The 19,186-nt window shown below is 58.8% G+C and carries 20 protein-coding genes; 7 read left to right on the top strand and 13 right to left on the bottom strand.

All coding sequences use genetic code 11. The features are described from left to right. Positions 1–14: 14 nt before the first annotated feature. Positions 15–824: a pyrroline-5-carboxylate reductase gene (proC, locus tag HMPREF3096_RS00225; protein ID WP_008805346.1), complete on the top strand. Its 810-nt coding sequence runs from the start codon at positions 15–17 to the stop codon at positions 822–824. Positions 825–895: 71 nt separating this feature from the next. Here proC and HMPREF3096_RS00220 read toward each other — a convergent pair whose 3' ends face one another. The 5 genes from HMPREF3096_RS00220 to HMPREF3096_RS00200 all read right to left on the bottom strand — a co-directional run bounded on the left by HMPREF3096_RS00220 (position 896) and on the right by HMPREF3096_RS00200 (position 5,439). After that, the gene (locus HMPREF3096_RS00220) at positions 896–1,213 is read right to left on the bottom strand and encodes a PsiF family protein (protein WP_008805345.1); all 318 of its coding nucleotides are present in this window, start codon (positions 1,211–1,213) and stop codon (positions 896–898) included. 91 nt (positions 1,214–1,304) lie between these two features. Beyond that, positions 1,305–2,735: an alkaline phosphatase gene (gene phoA, locus HMPREF3096_RS00215; protein WP_008805344.1), complete on the bottom strand. Its 1,431-nt coding sequence runs from the start codon at positions 2,733–2,735 to the stop codon at positions 1,305–1,307. 90 nt (positions 2,736–2,825) lie between these two features. After that, positions 2,826–3,086, bottom strand: a complete 261-nt coding sequence (gene iraP, locus HMPREF3096_RS00210) for an anti-adapter protein IraP (protein ID WP_008805343.1) — start codon at positions 3,084–3,086, stop codon at positions 2,826–2,828. A 300-nt stretch (positions 3,087–3,386) separates the two neighbouring features. Continuing rightward, a complete protein-coding gene (locus tag HMPREF3096_RS00205) occupies positions 3,387–4,586 on the bottom strand; it encodes a multidrug efflux MFS transporter (RefSeq protein ID WP_032729420.1) in 1,200 nt (399 codons plus the stop codon). Positions 4,587–4,755: 169 nt separating this feature from the next. Continuing rightward, complete coding sequence (locus HMPREF3096_RS00200; protein WP_023297115.1) at positions 4,756–5,439, bottom strand: extensin-like domain-containing protein; 684 nt, start codon at positions 5,437–5,439, stop codon at positions 4,756–4,758. Positions 5,440–5,538: 99 nt separating this feature from the next. Here HMPREF3096_RS00200 and ddlA point away from each other — a divergent pair, with 99 nt between their 5' ends. Further along, a complete protein-coding gene (gene ddlA, locus HMPREF3096_RS00195; RefSeq protein WP_012542722.1) occupies positions 5,539–6,636 on the top strand; it encodes a D-alanine--D-alanine ligase in 1,098 nt (365 codons plus the stop codon). 31 nt (positions 6,637–6,667) lie between these two features. Here the strand turns inward: ddlA and HMPREF3096_RS00190 are convergent, their stop codons facing one another. Beyond that, a complete protein-coding gene (locus tag HMPREF3096_RS00190; RefSeq protein WP_012968852.1) occupies positions 6,668–6,871 on the bottom strand; it encodes a DUF2754 family protein in 204 nt (67 codons plus the stop codon). Between the two features lie 253 nt (positions 6,872–7,124). Between HMPREF3096_RS00190 and HMPREF3096_RS00185 the strand changes: the two genes are divergently transcribed. Beyond that, positions 7,125–7,427 carry a YaiY family protein gene (locus tag HMPREF3096_RS00185; RefSeq protein WP_012542723.1) on the top strand — a complete coding sequence of 101 codons (303 nt, stop codon included), beginning with the start codon at positions 7,125–7,127 and terminating at the stop codon, positions 7,425–7,427. On the opposite strand, the gene HMPREF3096_RS00180 is transcribed toward HMPREF3096_RS00185, so the two are convergent. The 3 genes from HMPREF3096_RS00180 to HMPREF3096_RS00170 form a co-directional block, all read right to left on the bottom strand. Then, complete coding sequence (locus tag HMPREF3096_RS00180; protein ID WP_012968854.1) at positions 7,424–8,530, bottom strand: DUF1615 domain-containing protein; 1,107 nt, start codon at positions 8,528–8,530, stop codon at positions 7,424–7,426. The genes HMPREF3096_RS00185 and HMPREF3096_RS00180 overlap by 4 nt on opposite strands. A gap of 18 nt (positions 8,531–8,548) precedes the next feature. Beyond that, a complete protein-coding gene (gene sbmA / locus HMPREF3096_RS00175; protein ID WP_008805336.1) occupies positions 8,549–9,769 on the bottom strand; it encodes a peptide antibiotic transporter SbmA in 1,221 nt (406 codons plus the stop codon). 117 nt (positions 9,770–9,886) lie between these two features. After that, a complete protein-coding gene (locus tag HMPREF3096_RS00170) occupies positions 9,887–10,399 on the bottom strand; it encodes an isochorismatase family protein (protein WP_162493340.1) in 513 nt (170 codons plus the stop codon). A gap of 219 nt (positions 10,400–10,618) precedes the next feature. Between HMPREF3096_RS00170 and ampH the strand changes: the two genes are divergently transcribed. The 4 genes from ampH (at position 10,619) to HMPREF3096_RS00155 (ending at position 15,503) form a co-directional block, all read left to right on the top strand. Beyond that, the gene (gene ampH, locus HMPREF3096_RS00165; RefSeq protein ID WP_032729419.1) at positions 10,619–11,779 is read left to right on the top strand and encodes a D-alanyl-D-alanine-carboxypeptidase/endopeptidase AmpH; all 1,161 of its coding nucleotides are present in this window, start codon (positions 10,619–10,621) and stop codon (positions 11,777–11,779) included. Between the two features lie 105 nt (positions 11,780–11,884). Then, positions 11,885–12,859, top strand: coding sequence for a porphobilinogen synthase (hemB, locus tag HMPREF3096_RS00160; RefSeq protein ID WP_032729418.1), 975 nt, complete (start codon positions 11,885–11,887; stop codon positions 12,857–12,859). A gap of 255 nt (positions 12,860–13,114) precedes the next feature. Beyond that, positions 13,115–13,606: an REP-associated tyrosine transposase gene (locus tag HMPREF3096_RS28280; protein WP_012968855.1), complete on the top strand. Its 492-nt coding sequence runs from the start codon at positions 13,115–13,117 to the stop codon at positions 13,604–13,606. Between the two features lie 178 nt (positions 13,607–13,784). Continuing rightward, positions 13,785–15,503, top strand: coding sequence for a bifunctional ornithine lipid synthase OlsF (locus HMPREF3096_RS00155; RefSeq protein WP_008805333.1), 1,719 nt, complete (start codon positions 13,785–13,787; stop codon positions 15,501–15,503). A 174-nt stretch (positions 15,504–15,677) separates the two neighbouring features. On the opposite strand, the gene tauD is transcribed toward HMPREF3096_RS00155, so the two are convergent. The 4 genes from tauD to tauA are packed head-to-tail and all read right to left on the bottom strand — an operon-like array spanning position 15,678 to position 19,091. Beyond that, on the bottom strand, positions 15,678–16,529 hold the full coding sequence (tauD, locus tag HMPREF3096_RS00150; RefSeq protein ID WP_004144604.1) for a taurine dioxygenase: 852 nt from the start codon (positions 16,527–16,529) through the stop codon (positions 15,678–15,680). Then, the gene (tauC, locus tag HMPREF3096_RS00145) at positions 16,526–17,353 is read right to left on the bottom strand and encodes a taurine ABC transporter permease TauC (RefSeq protein WP_032729417.1); all 828 of its coding nucleotides are present in this window, start codon (positions 17,351–17,353) and stop codon (positions 16,526–16,528) included. Before tauC ends, tauD begins: the two co-directional genes overlap by 4 nt. Continuing rightward, positions 17,350–18,117, bottom strand: coding sequence for a taurine ABC transporter ATP-binding subunit (gene tauB / locus HMPREF3096_RS00140; protein ID WP_004893960.1), 768 nt, complete (start codon positions 18,115–18,117; stop codon positions 17,350–17,352). Before tauB ends, tauC begins: the two co-directional genes overlap by 4 nt. Before the next feature lie 11 nt (positions 18,118–18,128). Further along, the gene (gene tauA / locus HMPREF3096_RS00135; RefSeq protein ID WP_008805331.1) at positions 18,129–19,091 is read right to left on the bottom strand and encodes a taurine ABC transporter substrate-binding protein; all 963 of its coding nucleotides are present in this window, start codon (positions 19,089–19,091) and stop codon (positions 18,129–18,131) included. Positions 19,092–19,186 lie beyond the last annotated feature (95 nt).

The following is a 19,186-nucleotide window of genomic DNA, read 5'->3' as shown; positions in this document are numbered from 1 at the left end:
AGAGGGGAATGGTGATGGATAAGAAAATTGGCTTTATCGGCTGCGGCAATATGGGTAAGGCCATTCTGGGTGGACTGATCGCCAGCGGCCAGGTACAGCCGGGACAAATCTGGGTCTACACCCCGTCGCCGGATAAGGTTGCGGCTCTGCGCGACCAGTATGGCATCAACGCCGCCGGGAGCGCTCAGGAAGTGGCGCAGATTGCCGATATCGTCTTCGGCGCGGTTAAGCCGGGGATCATGACCAAAGTGCTGGGCGACGTCGCCTCAAGCCTGAATAAAGAGTCGCTGGTGGTCTCCATCGCCGCCGGGGTCACGCTTGAGCAACTGGCGCGCGCCCTCGGTCACGATCGCAAAATTATTCGCGCGATGCCCAATACGCCGTCACTGGTCAACGCCGGTATGACCTCCGTCACGCCTAACGCGCTGGTGAGCAGCGAAGATGTGGCCGAAGTGCTGACCATTTTCCGCTGCTTTGGCCAGGCGGAGCAAATTGCCGAGCCGATGATCCATCCGGTGGTGGGCGTGAGCGGCTCCGCGCCGGCCTATGTCTTTATGTTTATCGAAGCGATGGCCGATGCCGCCGTCCTCGGCGGCATGCCGCGCGCCCAGGCCTATAAATTCGCCGCCCAGGCGGTAATGGGCTCCGCCAAAATGGTGCTGGAGAGCGGCGAGCATCCGGGGGCGCTGAAAGATATGGTCTGCTCGCCTGGCGGGACCACCATCGAAGCCGTCCGCGTACTGGAAGAGAAAGGGTTCCGCTCCGCGGTGATCGAAGCCATCACCCAGTGTATGGAGAAATCAGAGAAACTGAGCCGCTCCTGAGCCTGAGAGGGTAGGCAGCAATGCCCTGAGTGTTCAAAGAAGAAGGGAGCGCGCAGGCGCTCCCTTTTTTTTCAGGCTTTCTTCAGGCAGGTACTCATGAAGGTACTGCGTTCATCACCCTTCAACGATTTTGCCGAGGCCGCTTTGTTGCAGTCGCTCATCTTCTGCTGCTGAGGGGTGAGCGCTTTTCCTTGCGACGTAGTGGTCTCTTTTTTCAGGCACTGGCTCATAAACGTTTTGCGCTCATCTCCTTTCAGCGCTTTGGCTGACGCTTGCTGATTGCAGTCCGTCATCTTTTGCTGCTGTGGAGTGGGCGTTTTTTCTGCCGCGCCAACCGCGCTGATAAAGATCAAGCCAAACAGTAGAGTCATTAGTAAGGTTATTTTCATCGCACCATCCTTCTGTGAGTGGATCGTTGTAAGTCTGGACGCAGATAGAAAAAAAACCAGCCGGTGACGCGATTTCGCCACCGGCAGCGACTTATTTCAGACTCAGGGCGGCTTTCATGGTCGAGAACAGGTCGGTCTGGTCGGTCAGGCCGACGACGTTAGCCGCGTGTGGACCGTAGGCCGCAATGCGCAGCTGGGTGCCGGTATGCTCCATCGACTCTTCCTCAGAGTTGCCGTAGCTCATGACCATCACTGCGCCATCGTGGGTATTCAGAGCCTGGGTCAGTCCCGGGGCTTTGCTGTCCGCCGGAATGATCTGGCTGGCGTGCGCATGGTCGGCGGTGACGATCACCAGGGTATTGCCGTCTTTTCGCGCAAACTCCAGCGCCTTCTGCACCGCTTCGTCGAGGTCTACGGTTTCGCCGATCTGGCCACACGGATTCGCCGCATGATCCTGTTTATCGATGGAAGCGCCTTCCACCTGCAGGAAGAAACCTTTCTCGTTGCGGCTCAGCAGGTCAATCGCTTTCTCCGTCATCTGCGCCAGCGTCGGCACCGAGGCGTCGCGTTTCGGGTTTGGCGTACAGGTCACCGGCGCCTTATCGATATTGCCGTGATAAGACGCCTTCGGCCCTTCCCAGCGAACCGGCATATTGCCATCGGCGAAGAGACCCAGCAGCGGCTTAGCCTGACTGGCGTCAGTCGCGGCGGCAAGGGAAGCCGCGTCGGTCACAATCTGGTAGCCGCGCGCTTCCGCCTGCTCGCGCAGGGTTTTGCCCTGCCACTCGCCCGCCGTCGCCGTTTCGGCAAAGGTCTTCGCCCCGCCGCCTAAGGTGACATCCGGCCGGGCGTTCAGCAGCTGTTCGGTAATGGAGCCTTTGCCCCCTTTCTCCAGCGCATTGCTGGGGCATTTTTCACTGGTGACCGTGGGGCCGTAACATTTACGCGATGTCACATGCGCCACCAGCGCTGCGGGGGTGGCGTCCTGCAGCTCGGCGGTGGAAACGTTGCCGGTGGCCAGCCCCGCCGCTTTCGCCAGCTCGAGGAGGGTCTGATGCGCGTTCTCATGAATATCGACGCCCAGCGCGCCGTTATAGGTCTTGACGCCGGTGGTCCAGGCAGTGGCGGACGCCGCCGAGTCGGTCACGTAGTCCGGTTTCCCGGTTTTTTTATCCAGCGAATAGTGCGTGTACTGCCCGGTTAACGGCAAGGCGTCAATCCCTTTAAAGAAACCGCCCGCCCCTTGCGCATAATTTCGCGCAGCGGTAATTTCCGAATCACCCATGCCATCGCCAATCAGCAAAATAACGTTTTTAGCCGGCTTATTGATTAACGAGGCGCGCAGCGCTTCGGTTTGATCGCCGGTTAAACGACGCGCGCCGCCGGGAGTGGTGATATCTCCCTGCGCAGCGCGATTTTCCAGAACCGGCGCAGCAGTCGTTTCTGCATGAATAACCGGCGAGCCCAGCAGAGGAACCAGGGCAATAAACAGGGCGCTTAATTTCACTTTTGTCATCTCCATGTAAAAAATACTTAAAAAAAACAAAACGAGGGAGACTTTATAAAAGGGAGATGACAGAAAAATGACGGCATCCTTGTCGTGTCACAAAGACTAGCTACGAGGATGCCGCAACAGCTTCTTTAGATATTGCTGCAGCAGCATCGCATCCTGGTCGTTGACCGGCGGACAGGGCGTCACCTGGTCAATCGCCTGTTCTATATCCTGAATCAATGCCTGCTGGGCATCATGCTCCATATGGCGCAATAATGCGGTGACCACGATCTCCAGCGCTTCAACCTGCACCGTCAGTTCCTTTGCTTCTTCTTCCTTTTGCGCCAGTTTAACCAGTAACTCAGCAATGAGATTCTTCATAGCACCAGTTCCTTATGCGAGGCCTGTTTTTGATTGGGATGTCATACCCGATGACGGACCTCAGAATTACTTAAAATAAGAATCATCGCAACACCCAATATACAGCGAAACGTTTTACCACAACAAAATACCACTATAAATAGTATTGTTTAATCATGGTCGGGGATGGTTATAACCAGATGGCGCAGGAAATAATAAAATGGAATAGCGCTCACGGCATGGCGATAACAAAAAGTAATGGTAAATGTACCGACGGTGAATAACGCTGACGGTATCGCGATAAATACCGTCAGCAGAGGTTCAGGCGTTAGCCCGGCGGGTGCGGCGCAGCATCCATGCCAGCTGCCAGAGGTTAATGAAAACGATAATGGCGGTAGCAATAAACACCCAGCGGAAGCCGGCCATGGCCGATACAGAGGCGCCAATCAGCGGCCCGGCGACGTTGCCCAGATACATAAACGACTGGTTATAGCCAAAGATGCGTCCGGTGACGCTGTCGCTGCTGTATTTCAGCAATAAAGTCTGCACCGCCGGGAGCATCGCGCCATCGGCAAAGCCGAGCAGGAAACGCAGCGTACCCAATTGCAGCGGGGTGGTGACAAAAGACATGGCGAAAAACATCACCACTGCGCAGCAGAGCGTCGCGAGCAGGATCCGCGAGGTACCGATGCGATCGCCTAACTTACCCAGCCGTGGCGCAGAAATCAGCGCCGACACGCCAGGCACCGCGGCGATCATCCCGGCCAGAAAGGCGATATTGTTGCTGTCCGGCGCCATCGACTTGATAAACAGCGCCAGGATCGGGCCAATTGAGCCGTTGCACAACTGGATCACCAGGGTGGTGAAGAACAGGCTGATCACCAGCCCCGGATAGGGTAAAGAGGCAAGGACTTGTTTTCCGGTGAGGCGCTCGCTTTTACTGACCTGAGGGCGCCCTCCCTCTTTGATCAGAAACAGGGTCACCAGAAAACTGATGGTCAGCAGGATTGCCGTAATAAAAAAGACCATCCGCAGCCCGACGTGGTCCGCCAGGAAGCCGCCCAGCAGCGGGCCGCCGATCACGCCGCTGATTTGCGCGGTTGATAGCGTGCTCAGCGCCCAGCCGCTGCGCTCGCGTGGCACCTGGGAGGCCACCAGCGCCATGGCGTTGGGGATATAACCGGAGGTTAAGCCCATGATCGCCCGCAGGATAAACAGCTGCCAGACGTTAGTGGCGAAGGCCTGCAGTAAAATAGCAATCGCCATCCCCAGCGAGGCACGCAGCAGCATCAGCTTGCGGCCTTTGCGGTCTGCCAGGCTCCCCCACATCGGCGAGACGATCGCCGAGACAAGAAAAGTCGCGCTGAAGGTCAGCCCCGACCACATCGACAGCGCTTCATGCGAGGTAACGCCCAGCTGGGAGACGTAGAGGGGCAAAAAAGGGAGAATTTGACTGATCGCCAGGCCGGTAAAAAAGCAACCAAACCAGACGGAGATGAGATTAACCTTCCAGGATTCCATAACTACGCGTATTCATTAATGATTTGCCAATTATTACCTAGCTTAGCAATTTCATTCCACTGGTGTACTACCATAGATGCGCTGGCGGTGAGTTTGGTGTTTTATGAGTGTGGATGAGAACCTGACGAAGCATTTTCTGGTCATTTAGGCTACTCACAGCGCTTTATGCTCAAAAGCAGAAGCCCTGTCCGCGCATCCCCAGATGAAAATGATTGGCGTGAGCCGCATTGTACTCTGGCCCCAGCGCGTTGCCGAAGTAGTGGCAGCTGTTGTTCAACAGCGCCGCCAGCCAGGGATGCGAGGTCTCGCTCCGCCAGCCCTGCAGGACGCTGACGCGTCGGCCGTCCGCCAGGCGGAAACCGCTGACGTCCAGCGCGTCCGCCGTGGCGTGTTCACTGCGCCGCGCCTGTTGCCGATGGTAGATATTGCGGCAGGCGAAGCTGCCGAGATGATCGATCTGGCGCAGATCGCTCGCCATCAGTTGACGGGTCAGCGGTTTCGCCTGCTGCTCGACATACAGCGCACTGCTCAGCGCCAGCGGGCAGCTGGCGAGGAAACTGCTGCTCAGCGTCACGCTGCCAAAATTCGCTACCCGCACCACGTTATGCAGCGGGCAGCTTCCCTCGCTGTCCGCCACCGGCTGGCTGGCGATAAGCCGGCGGCGATTGGCTTCCGCCAGCAGGGAGGCGCACTGGTCTGCCGTCAGCCTGCGCAGCTTGAATGACGTCAACCAGCCCGGGGGATCGTCAAGCGCCAGCGGCGCCAGCGGATTCAGGTGCGGCGGCAGATAGCGGTATCCTAACAGGCCCGCGCCGAGCAGCCCGGCCAGCACCAGCAGCGTCTTTCCTCTCACGCCCACTCCCGTCAATTGATCAGGTAAATATTATGGCAGGCAGGCAGCGGTTTCACATGGTATGTTATGCCCTTTGATGTTATCTGGATGGAAGTTGAAATGGCAAAGATGAGGGTTGGGATCGTTTTTGGCGGCAAGTCGGCGGAGCATGAAGTGTCGCTGCAGTCAGCGAAGAATATCGTGGAAGCGATTGATAAATCGCGCTTCGATGTGGTTCTGTTGGGTATTGATAAACAGGGGCTATGGCACATCAACGACGCCGGCAACTACCTGCTCAATGCTCAGGATCCTGCCCGCATTGCCCTGCGTCCTTCCACGGTGACCCTGGCGCAGATCCCGGGCCGAGAAGCACAGCAGCTGATTAACGCCGACAGCGGCCAGCCGCTGGCGGCTATCGATGTGATTTTCCCCATCGTCCACGGCACGCTGGGCGAGGATGGCTCCCTGCAGGGGATGCTGCGCATGGCGAATCTGCCTTTCGTTGGTTCCGATGTGCTGGGCTCCGCGGCCTGTATGGACAAAGACGTGACCAAACGTCTGCTGCGCGATGCCGGGCTCGCCGTCGCCCCGTTTATCACCCTGACCCGCGCCAACCGCGCGCAGTTCAGCTTTGCCGATGTCGAAGCGAAGCTGGGGCTGCCGCTGTTCGTGAAGCCGGCCAACCAGGGATCATCGGTTGGCGTCAGCAAAGTTAAAAACGAAGAGCAGTACCATCAGGCGGTGGCCCTGGCCTTTGAATTTGACCATAAAGTCGTGGTGGAACAAGGCATTAAAGGGCGGGAAATTGAGTGTGCGGTGCTGGGTAACGACCACCCGCAGGCCAGCACCTGCGGTGAGATTGTCCTCAACAGCGAGTTTTACGCCTACGACACCAAATATATCGATGACCAGGGCGCGCAGGTGGTGGTCCCGGCCGCCATCGCCCCTGAGATCAACGACAAGATCCGCGCGATTGCAGTGCAGGCCTACCAGACCCTGGGCTGCAGCGGCATGGCCCGCGTCGACGTCTTCCTCACCGCCGACAACGAGGTGGTGATCAACGAGATCAACACCCTGCCGGGCTTTACCAACATCAGCATGTATCCGAAGCTGTGGCAGGCCAGCGGCCTCGACTACACCAGCCTGATCACCCGGCTGATTGAGCTGGCGCTGGAGCGCCATGCCGCGGACCGGGCGCTGAAAACCTCCATGAACTAAAACGCGTTTATCGCGCCTGGCAGCAGGGGTCTTAGGCCTCTTCTGCCGGGCGGCGGCGGATCACCAGGCCCGCGGCCCAGAAGCTAATGACCCAGGTCACCAGACCGACGGCGTAGGATTGCCAGCCCTGTGTTTCAAACCCCAGCAGCCCCACCACCCCATTGAGAATAAAAATTAGCCCCAGCGCCACCGCGTAGTAGTGCCAGTCGCGGCGAATTTTATCTGTGAGCTTCATGCGACCTCCAACAGCAAAAAAACGCATCTTCGCATAGCCGCCCGCGGCGGTCTGTAGCGCGGGAGAGAATGTTGCTGGATTGCGACGCCGCTCTCCCTTTTCCATTCCTGTGGCGCGGTTAACACACCGGCGAAAACAGGATTATTCCTGGACGGCAATTACCAGCAATCTGATACTGACAATGGCCCCTCACTGCCAGAATACCTGCCATAGAGCTGGAGAAAAAACCAGCAGTACAGAGGTGGGAGGGCCTATGGCTGAATTCAGTTTTTCAAAATCGCTTTTGGGAAATAAAAAAAGAGGGGCGTTGACCGGCAGCCATGTCGCCTACGGCCTGTTCGTGCTGGTCTGCTGCTGGGCCGGCGCGCAGATGCTCAGCATGCTGATCCACGCTCCGGGGGTATTTGAACGCTTGATGCAAACGCAGGACGCCAGCCGTCCGCAAGTCGACATCAGTCTCGCCGTTGGCACCCTCTTTGGCCTGATCCCTTTCCTGATCGGCTGCTCGTTCATCGGGCTGCTGGCGCTCATTGTGCGCTGGCGTCAGCGCCGTTAACGCCGCGCCATACAATTTGCCCGCCGCTCATCAACCCGTTTTGCAAACCACGCCGTCGTCAGATTACGGGTAATTTTCGGACTCTCAAGCTGGATCCCTGGCAACATCTCCCGCGGCAGAGTCTTGCCCGCCCTTTTCTCGGCGAGGCGGAAAACCTGCTGATAAAGGTCGGTCTTCTCAAACGCCAGGCTGTCGCCCTTTTTCAACTGGCTGTGGATCTCGCTGTCGCTCATTCCCAACTGGCCCGCCAGACGACGCACCGCCAGCTCGGTGCTGCCCGGTTCCTCGCTGTCGTAGCGGATAAGGTCGCCGTCGAGCGCCAGTTTCACCCCGCTGGCTTTCACCACCGCGTTCTGGAAGGCGGCGTTACGGCTGGCATACCAGCCGGCGTTGAAGTCGGCAAAGCGGTACAGCGGCACGCTGTAGCTGGCCGGGTAGTTCAACAGATGATAGGTGCCAAACCACAGGCCGCCGCGCAGGCTGAAGACCTCCTGGCGCACCGTCCCGTTCATTTTCCACGGGTAGCCGGAGGTGTGCTGCTCGGCAAAGGCAATGCTGACCTGCATCGGCCCCCCGGTGTGCACCGGGTTAAGTGAACCGAACAGCTTCTGCCCCATCGGCACCATCCCGATAAAGTCATCAAAAATGGCGCTCAGCTGCTTTTCCGTCTTCACATTGTCCAGACGGTCGCTATAGCTTTTACCGTTTGGCGAGGTGATCTTCAGCGCGGTATGGACCAGAAACGGCGGAATGTGCATTTTTTCCGCCCGGCGGTCAATTTCCTGCCAGGCGATTTTATTCAACCCCGGCACCACCGGATCGGACTGATAGTTAGACTCCTGCTGCGCGACCGCCAGCACCGAGCAGACATTCTCTTCCGTCGGCGCCAGCTTCTGGCTGTCAAACGCGGTGGCAATGGCTTGCGCCCAGGCCTCCCGATCCTTGACGCTGGCCGGCATTTTCTGCCGCACCACCGACGCCACGTCAACGGGCTTCTCGCCCTTTTTCAGCGTCGGGGCCTGCTGGCTGGTACAGGCGCTCAGCACCATGGCCGCCAACAGCGTCAATGAACCGGGAATAATGCGCGATAAACGTGCGGCCATCATGCTTCCTTGTCTTAATTAACGTAATGTCGGGATCGCTTCCTGCAGCGGCTTGCCGTCCAGCTCGCGTTCAAAACTGCGCAGACGTTTGTAGATGGACATCAGTTCCACCAGCGTCGTCCACGAGCTAATCAGGTACTGGAACGAGCCGCGCACCTGGCCGAAGACGTTGGTAATTTGCGTCATCAGCCCGAGGGTAATCGTACCGGCAACGATCGACGGAAACAGCAGGAAAAGGCCGAAAACGTTATCCACCTGCAGGTAGAGAATGCGGGCGATATTGAAATACATATAGTGGAAATAGAGACGGAAATAGTTGCGACGCACCGCGCTGAACAGCTCGCGCACCGTCGGCGGCGTGGCGCGGGTTTCATCGTCCTCACCGTAGACCAGCTCTTTACGATAGGCGGCTTCCACGCGCTGGTTTTTAAACTCCAGGCCCGGCAGCTTAATCCCCACCACCGCCAGCAGGCCGGTCCCCATCAGCGACCAGACGATAGCGGCAATCACCAGACCATACGGCAAATGGCCGACGATAGGCAGGTCGGGAACGTGTTCGGAGAGCGTCACCAGCACCGGCAGGAAGGCGATCAAGGTCATCACCGCGTTGATAAAGCTCACCCCCATATCTTCCAGGGTGGAGGCAAAGCGCATGGTATCTTCCTGCACACGCTGCGCGGCGCCTTCGATATGGCGCAGATGCTGCCAGTGGGCCATATAGTGTTCGTTCATCGCCGTGCGCCAGCGGAAGACGTAGTGGCTGACGAAGAAGTTGTTCATCACGCCAATGATCACCGCGATGAGCGCGATGCCGAGAAAGATGCCGATCTCATGATAAAACTGGTTGATGCTGACCTTATGCGGGGTGGCCAGCGCGCTCTGGATCAGGTCGTAGAACGGCGCATACCAGGCGTTGATCGCCACCCCGACTTCCACCAGAAACCAGGTGACGAAGATGATGAGCGACGTGCCGAGAATCGACCAGTACTGCCAGCGATGCGGGCAGTAGACAAACCAGAAGAGTGCAAACACGCCGACGCAAAACAGATAGTAAGCGTAGAACACCAGATAGTTGAGCGACCAGAAGCGCGCCGCGCTGATCGCCACATTTTGCGATGCTCCGGTGACCCGCAGCAGCCAGTCGCCGCCGCCCGCCTGCCAAAAGATCACGGCCAGCAGCGACCAGATAAAGGCAGAAATAAAAAACGGCCCCGGTTTGGGGAAAAAAGATTTAAACATCATTGTCTCCTGCTAACTTCTTATCGTTCTGCTATTGCTGTGTACGACGCATACGTCGGCCGCCGCGTGGATGCGCTCTCGCGGGGCAGACGAATGATAAGACCGGATATCAACAGCTTAGTTCTGCTGCCAGGCGTGCAGAATTGTTTCTGTGGGTTTCACCTGTAAAGGATTGCCAGGAACGGTCAGCGTACGCCACACCTCATTGTAGTGGGCGATAAGCGTCGCGGCCTGCGCGGCGGGGCGGTCGGCGGTGGTATGGGCATCTTCCGCGATCACAATACCGTACCCGCGGCTGGCGCCGTTTTTAATGGTGGTGTCGAGGCAGTAGTCGGTGGCGCAGCCGCAGATGACGAACTGCTGAATGTCGTGTTCGTCCAGCACCTGCGCCAGCGAGGTGTGGTAGAAGGCGTCGCAGGCGGTTTTGGTGACATACAGCGCGCCAGCTGGCTGTTCCAGCTCGGGAAGCAGGGCGAAGCCTTCGCTGCCGGCTTCGAGGCCGCCGGCCTCATCATGCTGAATGAAAATAACCTTGTCCGCCGCGCGCACCAGACGATTAATTTGCGCGACGCAGCGCTCGCGCGCCAGACGCGGCGTGGCGAACACGCCGTTTTGCATATCCACGACCATCACTACCCGTTGAGCCGTCATTGTTCTCTCCCACGAACTTTCAGCCAAACGGTCATCATACGCGGCAGCGGAAAAAGCCGATATCTGAAAGCGTAAAAAAGTCTTTTTTACGCACCGTTACCTTTTTCCTGCAGGAATGTCGTGAATCCCACTTTGTTCTGCGCCACTTCGTAGTATAAATACCCTCTTCTTTTTTATTTATTTAATGGATGATCTCCGTTGAAACGTAGTTTGCTCATTTTTGCTGCGCTGTGCGCGGCGTCGTGGACCTCGGTGCAGGCCGCACAGCCTACCGTTGACCCGGTTTTCGCCTCGGATGTGGTCGATCGTTACGCCAATCATATCTACTACGGCAGCGGCGCCACCGGCATGGCGCTGGTGGTTATCGATGGCAATCAGCGTGTTTTTCGCAGCTTTGGCGAAACCCGCCCGGGGAATAATCAGCACCCGCAGCTCGACTCGGTGATCCGTATCGCCTCCCTCAGCAAACTGATGACCAGCGAGATGCTGGTGAAGCTGCTCGACCAGGGGGTGGTGAAACTCAACGATCCGCTGAGCAAATACGCCCCGCCGGGTACCCGGGTGCCTGACTGGCAGGGAAAACCAATCACCTTGGTTAACCTCGCAACCCATACCAGCGCCCTGCCGCGCGAGCAGCCTGGCGGCGCCGCTCATCGTCCGGTGTTTGTCTGGCCGACCCGCCAGCAGCGCTGGAACTGGCTCTCTACCGCGACCCTGAAGACCTCGCCGGGCTCACAGGCAGCCTACTCCAACCTGGCCTTTGATTTACTGGCGGACGCGCTCTCCACCGCTGCCGGCAAACCTTATCCGCAGCTGTTTGAAGAACAGATCACCCGGCCGCTGGGGATGAAGGACACCACCTTTACCCCGTCACCGGATCAGTGCCAGCGGCTGATGATCCCGGAAAAAGGCGCCAGCCCATGCAACAACACCCTGGCGGCGATCGGTAGCGGCGGAGTCTACTCGACGCCGGGGGATATGATGCGCTGGATGCAGCAGTTCCTGTCATCCGATTTCTATACCCGCAGCCAGCAGGCCGATCGGATGCAGACGCTGATTTATCAGCGTAACCAACTGACCCGGGTGATTGGTATGGACGTGCCGGGCCGCGCCGACGCGCTGGGACTTGGCTGGGTGTATATGAAGCCGAAGAATGGCCATCCGGGGATTATTCAGAAAACCGGCGGTGGCGGCGGGTTTATCACTTATATGGCGATGAATCCGCAGGCTAACGTCGGCGCCTTTGTGGTGGTAACCCGCTCGCCGTTAACCCGCTTCAACAATATGAGCGATGGCATCAACGACCTGGTCAGCGAGCTGAGCGGCGCGCAGCCCAACATGCAGACGGCCAGCCAGTAAGTTCGCGGGGGTTTCGCCAACACGACATAACGATCGTTTTGGCGAAACATCCCCATGCCATTTCAGTTACACTAACGTCTTTCATTTCACAAAATCAGGCAAACCATGACAGATTTAATCACTCGCCCCCGCCGCCTGCGTCAATCCGCTGCGCTGCGCGCCCTGTTTGAAGAGACAACACTGAGTTTGAACGACCTGGTGTTGCCGATCTTTGTTGAAGAAGAAATTGATGATTACAAAGCGATCGAGGCCATGCCCGGCGTGATGCGCATTCCGGAAAAATATCTGGCACGTGAAATCGAACGCATCGCTAACGCCGGCATTCGCTCGGTGATGACCTTTGGCATTTCTCATCACACCGATGCTACCGGCAGCGATACCTGGAATGAAAATGGCCTGGTGGCGCGTATGTCGCGGATCTGCAAGTCCACGGTGCCGGAGATGATCGTCATGTCCGATACCTGCTTCTGCGAATACACTTCCCACGGTCACTGTGGCGTGCTGTGCGACCACGGGGTGGATAACGACGCGACCCTGGAAAACCTCGGCAAGCAGGCCGTTGTCGCCGCCGCCGCCGGGGCGGATTTCATCGCTCCTTCCGCCTCGATGGACGGTCAGGTACAGGCGATTCGCCGCTCGCTGGATGCCGCCGGTTTCACTAATACGGCAATTATGTCCTACTCCACCAAGTTCGCTTCCTCCTTCTACGGCCCGTTCCGCGAAGCGGCCGGTACCGCGCTGAAGGGCGATCGGAAAACCTATCAGATGAGCCCGATGAACCGCCGGGAGGCCATTCGCGAGTCGCTGCTCGATGAAGCCCAGGGCGCCGACTGTCTGATGGTGAAACCGGCTGGCGCCTACCTGGATATTCTGCGCGATATCCGCGAACGCAGCGATCTGCCGCTCGGCGCCTATCAGGTCAGCGGGGAGTACGCGATGATCAAATTCGCTGCCCAGGCGGGCGCTATCGATGAAGAGAAAGTGGTTCTGGAAAGCCTCGGCGCTATCAAACGCGCAGGCGCCGACCTGATCTTCAGCTATTTCGCCCTCGATCTGGCCGAGAAAAAAATCCTCCGTTAAACCCGCCCCTCCCCGGTGGCGCTTCGCTTACCGGGGCTACCAAACCTCATCCCCGGTGCGCTGTATTTATCGCGACCACCACACCGTAGCCCGGATAAGGCGCTTGCGCCGCTATCCGGGGACAGGCGCTAACCAATATCTGTAGCTAAAACTTTGCGCGCCGCTTTCCACCTTCTGCGCCTTCTCCTTGGCGTACCGGATTTCGCCTTCTAACGTGTTAAACCACATCATAAATACCGAATTCCAGGAGATCCTGTGGTGGCTTATCGACGTTATTACATTAAGGGGGGAACCTGGTTCTTCACTGTTAACCTTAAAGACCGTAGAAGCATGCACCTAACTGAAAACATAGAATTATTGCGCTACTCTGTCGCCGTTGTTAAACAACATCGCCCCTTTATTATTGATGCCTGGGTGGTGTTGCCTGAACATCTGCATTGCATCTGGACACTACCTCATAATGATGACGATTTTTCTTCACGCTGGAGAGATATCAAAGGCTGTTTTAGCAGAACGTTAAAACGACAACCCCTCTGGCAACCGCGCTTCTGGGAGCATGCCATACGCGATGAAGATGATTACCGCCGACACGTTGATTACATCCATATCAATCCACTTAAGCATGGCTGGGTCACCCGGGTGATCGATTGGCCATTTTCAACCTTTCATCGCGATGTCCAGCGCGGGCTATATCCCCCAAATTGGGCTGGCGATAGCTTTGATCTTAGCTGCGCTGAACGCCGATAGCCTCTCCCCGGTGGCGCTGACGCTTACCGGGGCTACAAATCGGCGCCAACCGTAGCCCGGATGAGGCGTTAGCCGCTATCCGGGAAACCTCCCCCGCTGCGACCGAAACTTCACCCAACTGTAATCTGAACGACATCTCCACCTTCTACTGTCTGGGCAGGACGGAGGAGGAGCCACTATGTTTAGTCTCGACAACGTACTCGATGACCTGTGGCCTCAGGCGAGGCCCGCCCCCTGGCAAAAGAAACTGTTAAAAAAGCTGTTTCATGAGGAAGAGTTTCAACAATTTGCCGATCGTCATCGCCACCTGAAGGGGCTTGATACGGTCGAACAGGTACTGGAATACCTCAATATCCGCTGCGCCATCCCGGCGCACGATCTCGAACAAATCCCCGAATATGGCCCGCTGGTCATTATCGCCAACCACCCCACCGGCACCCTCGACGGCCTGGCGCTCCTGTATGCGGTATCCCGCGTGCGCCGCGATGTCAAAGTGGTCACCAACCGCATGCTCACCCACCTTGAGCCCCTGAGCTCGCTGTTTATCCCGGTAGATAATATTCATGGCCGCACCGCTAAAGCGGCGCTGCAGCAGATGGATCACCAGCTGCAGGCCGGCGGGGTGCTGATCTTCTTCCCGGCGGGGGAAGTCTCCCGCCTCACCCGTCGCGGTATCCGCGATAAAAAATGGCACTCCGGCTTTATTAAGCTGGCGGCAAAATATCGCGCCCCGCTGCTGCCGGCGTGGATTAACGCCCACAACAGCGCCCTGTTTTACGCCAGCACGCTGGTCTCCGACAACCTGCCGCTGCTCCTGCTGATGCAGCAGATGTTTCGCCGGCGCAACAGCAGCCTGCCGGTGCGCATCGGCCAGCAGATCCCCTGGTCGAGCTGGTTCGATGCCAAGTCCAGCGCTCGCGAGCTTACCGGCCGCTGCTATCAGCACCTGGAACAACTGCGCAAAGGGCTGCCGGGGCAGTTCAAAACCGAAAGCGCCATCGCCCGTCCGGAAGACCGGGCATTGCTCAAACGCGAACTGCATAAGGCCGAGTGTCTGGGCCGCACCACCGACGGCAAAGTGATTTACCTCTGGCAGCGCAACGGCCAGGAGGACGCGCCGCTGCTGCGCGAGCTGGGACGTCTGCGGGAAATCGCCTTCCGCGCGGTCGGGGAAGGCAGCGGCAAACGGCGGGATATCGACGGGTATGACGACGACTATCTGCATCTGATCCTGTGGGATGAAGACGATCTGGAAATCGTCGGCGCTTACCGCTTTATGCCGACGGCCATCCAGCTGGCAAAGCGCGGCCTGGAAGGGATCTACAGTTACAGCCTGTTCCATTACGACGGGCGGATGGACGATGTCCTGCAGCACGGCATTGAGCTGGGGCGCAGCTTTATCCAGCCGCGCTACTGGGGGCGTCGCGGGCTGGACTACCTGTGGTCCGGCATCGGCGCTTATCTGGCGCGCTATCCGCACTATCGCTATCTGTTTGGTCCGGTGTCGATTTCTGGCGGGTTGCCGCCCGCCGCCCGCGATCTGCTGGTGGCGTTCTACCGGCTGTGGTTCCCGGCGACGCATCCGCTGGCGGAGTCGCGTCGACCTTATCCGGCGTCGCTGCCCGACGTGCTGGCGCAGTTTGGCGGGGAGGATTACAACGACGACCTGGCCCGGCTGAAGTCCCTGCTCGGCAATCTCGGCTGCGCGATCCCGCCGCTGTATAAGCAGTACTCGGAAGTGTGCGAGCCGGGCGGCGTGCAATTTATCGATTTCGGCAGCGACCCGGATTTCAATAACTGCGTGGATGGTCTGGTGCTGGTGGATCTCACCTACCTGAAGGCCAATCGCTATCAGCGCTATATTGGCGCGCATCTGGGTGCGCAAAAATCGGCATAAACGCTTTTTCCCGGCTTGCGGCGCGTTGCGCCTTAGCCGGGCTACGGTACACCGTTTCCGACGGATCGGTAGCCCGGAAAAGGCGCGTCAGGCGCCGCCTCCGGGAAGCAACGGGCAATGCAGCATCCGCTTTTCTCCGCGGCTCGCGGCTGATGCCTTAACCGGCTACAAGCATTACCCCGCCCGGTAATACGGCTTATCGCCGAGGATCGTCGCCCGGTGCATGATCCGCCGCTGCGGCAGATAGTCGGCATTGGCGTAATGCTGGGTCACCCGGTTATCCCAGATAGCGACATCGTTCGGCTGCCAGCGCCAGCGCACCTGAAACTCCGGTTTAGTGACATGAGCAAACAGGAAGTTCAGCAGCGCTGCGCTCTCTTTCTCACTCACCTCGACAATTCGCGTGGTAAACCCTTCATTAACGAACAGCGCCTGCTTGCCGGTCACCGGGTGGGTACGCACTACCGGATGCAGCAGCGGCGGATGCTTCGCCACCGCTTCCTGCCAGCGCCGATGCTCGGCTTCGGTCTTGTTGTACTTATACTCCTGGAACGATTTGCGGAAATCGTGTTCGGCATGCAGGCCGCTCAGCAGCTGCCGGAAAGGTTCTGACAGCGCTTCCCAGGCGGCAATGCCGCTGGTCCACAGGGTGTCACCGCCGGTCGTCGGCAGCTCTTTCGCCGCCAGAATGGCGCCGGCGGGCGGCGTGTCGATAAAGGTGACATCGGTATGCCAGTTGTCATTATCCGGCGGATTATCGTTGTGGGTATCGAGGACGATAATCTCTTCCACGCCAGGGGCGTGAGGGTAGACCGGATGGATATGCAGGTCGCCAAACCGCAGAGCCAGGTCGCGCTGTTGCGCCGGGGTGATATTTTGCTCGCGCAGGAATACTACCTGATGACGCAGCACCGCGTGATACAGCTGTTCAAACTGGTTGTCGCTCAGCGGACGGGTTAAATCCGCCCCGGTCACCTGCGCGCCAATATAGGGCCCCAGCGGGGTAATGCTCAGACGTTCACTCATTGTACTTCTCCATGCCAGGGCGTCAGGCGACGCTGTAGCGCGCGCAGACCCAGTTCCAGTAAAAAGGCGATAATGGCAATCACCGAGATCCCCGCCAGCACCACATCGGTGGCGAGAAACTCGCCGGCAGACTGCACCATAAATCCTAATCCGCGGGTGGCAGCGATCAGCTCAGCGGCCACCAGCGTTGACCAGCCCACCCCGAGACCAATGCGCAGCCCGGTGAGGATCTCCGGCAGCGCGCCGGGCAGGATCACCAGCCACAGCACCTGCGCCCGGCTGGCGCCCAGCGAACGGGCGGCGCGAATGCGCACCTGCTGCGCGCTTTTTACCCCTGCCAGCGCCGACATGGCTACCGGCGCGAAAATCGCCAGGTAGATCAGCAGGATCTTCGAGGTTTCACCGATGCCAAACCAGATCACCATCAGCGGTAGGTAGGCCAGCGGCGGCACCGGACGATAGAGTTCGATCAGCGGATCGAGGATCCCACGCACCGTCGAGTTGAGCCCCATGGCGATCCCCACCGGTACGCCAATAAGCACTGCCGCCAGCAAGGCGATGACGATCCGCGTCAGGCTCGCCGCCAGATGCTGCCAGAGCGTCGCATCCATAAAACCCTGCGGCCCGGCGATGATGATAAGCTTTTGCAGTACCTGACCCGGCGGCGGCAGAAACAGCGGGCTAATCAGCTGCAGCGCCGCGACCGCCCACCAGACGGCCAGCAATACCGCCAGAGTCGCCACGCTGAGGGTGAGCTGACGGGAGAGCGGCCAGCGCCACTTCAGCGTCGTCTGACGCGGTTTGTCGTTCAGTACCACGCTCATGAGAAAGCCTCCCGTTGGTCAAACACCCGGCTCAGAATGTATTCCCGCTGTTCAATAAACCGCGGGTCGGATTTGATGCTGCGGCAGGATTCGCCCGCGACAAAGCGACGGCTAAAATCAAGCCGCAGCCGCTCCACCACCCGTCCCGGCCCCGGCGACAGCAGCACCAGCTCGGTGGCCATAAAGATGGCCTCTTCAATGTCATGAGTGATCAGCAGCACCTGTTTGCCGGTCTCATGCCACAGTTTCAGCAGCAATGTCTGCATCTGCTCGCGGGTAAAGGCGTCAAGCGCGCCGAAGGGCTCATCCAGCAGCAACAGCTGCGGATTCGCCGCCAGCGCCCGGGCGATGCCCACCCGCTGGCGTTGACCGCCGGACAGCTGCCAGATAAAGCGTTTTTCCGCCCCTTCGAGACCCACCTTCTTCAGCATCTGCGCCGCCGCTTGCCGGCGCTGCGCTTTATCCACGCCCGCCAGCTGGAGGCCCAGCGCCACGTTATCCTGCACATTGCGCCACGGCAGCAGGCCTTCGTTCTGGAAGACCACGCCGCGCTCTGCGCCCGGCCCGGTCACCCGCTGACCTTCGAGGGTGATGCTGCCGTGCTGATAGGGCACGAATCCGGCAATCAGGTTCAGCAGGGTAGTTTTACCGCAGCCCGAAGGCCCCAGCACCACCAACAGCTCCCCACTCTCCAGCGTCAGGTTGATATCCGCCAGCGCCGGTTTACCGCCGTAGTCGGCGGAAAGATGCGAGATTTGCAGCATCGCCGCCTCCTTTACTTCACGAAACGGTCAGTGACGTACTGACGATAATCGGTTCCCGCCGCGGGCACTTTGCCCTGCTCTTTCAGGAAGCGCGCGGTATCGACGATGGCCTGATTGACCGGACCATTCAGCGCCTGCGCCTGCTCAGCGGCGGTCAGGTAGGTGTTCCCCTTCACCAGCCCGGGGACATCGGCTTCCGGCACGCCGCTCAGGCGCGCCAGCTTGCTGATGTTGTCCGGCTGTTTCAGCCATGTTTCCGGGTTGGCGATGTAGGGCTGCTGGGCGTCGATGGCGCTTTTAGCAAAGGCTTTGACGATCTCCGGATGCTGCTCGGCGAAGTCCTTACGGACCACCCAAACGTCGAGGGTCGGCGCGCCCCACTCCCCAACCTGCGCGGAATCGGTCAGCACCTTGCCCTCTTTTTCCAGTTCGTTAACCGCTGGCGCCCAGACGTAAGCGCCATCGATATCCCCGCGCTGCCAGGCGGCGATAATCGCCGGCGGCTGCAGGTTAATAATCTGCACCTGGCCCGGCTTGATGCCCCAGTGTTTGAGCGCCGACAACAGGCTGTAGTGGGTGGTGGAGATAAACGGCACGGCGATGCGCTTGCCGATCAGATCTTCCGGTTTGGTAATGCTTTTTTTCACCACCAGCGCTTCGGAGTTGCCGAGCTTTGAAGCGAGCAGGAACACTTCAATCGGCACCTGCTGACTGGCGGCCACCGCCAGCGGGCTGGAGCCGATATTACCGATCTGCACATCGCCGGAGGCCAGGGCGCGCACCACGCTGGCGCCGCTGTCGAATTTCCGCCAGTCGACGGTCGCGCCGCTGGTTTTGGCGAAGGTGTTGTCCGCCTGGGCGACTTTCGCCGGCTCAGCGGAGGTTTGATACGCCACGGTCACGTTGACCGCCTGCGCCTGGAAGGCGGCGACAGCCAGCGCCGCCAGAAGAGTAATTCGCGATGTGAATGCCATAATGTCTGCTTCCCCTGAGTTGTTATAGGTGCAGTATTTCCGGCATCAGGAGGGAGATGAAGTAATTAAAAATTCTGGCTAATAGCGAATCGTTT

It is taken from the genome of Klebsiella sp. HMSC25G12 (assembly GCF_001807705.1).
Taxonomy (GTDB): domain Bacteria; phylum Pseudomonadota; class Gammaproteobacteria; order Enterobacterales; family Enterobacteriaceae; genus Klebsiella; species Klebsiella variicola.
The sequence above is the reverse complement of the archived record's forward strand: the minus strand, read 5'-3'. Positions and strand labels throughout refer to the sequence as shown.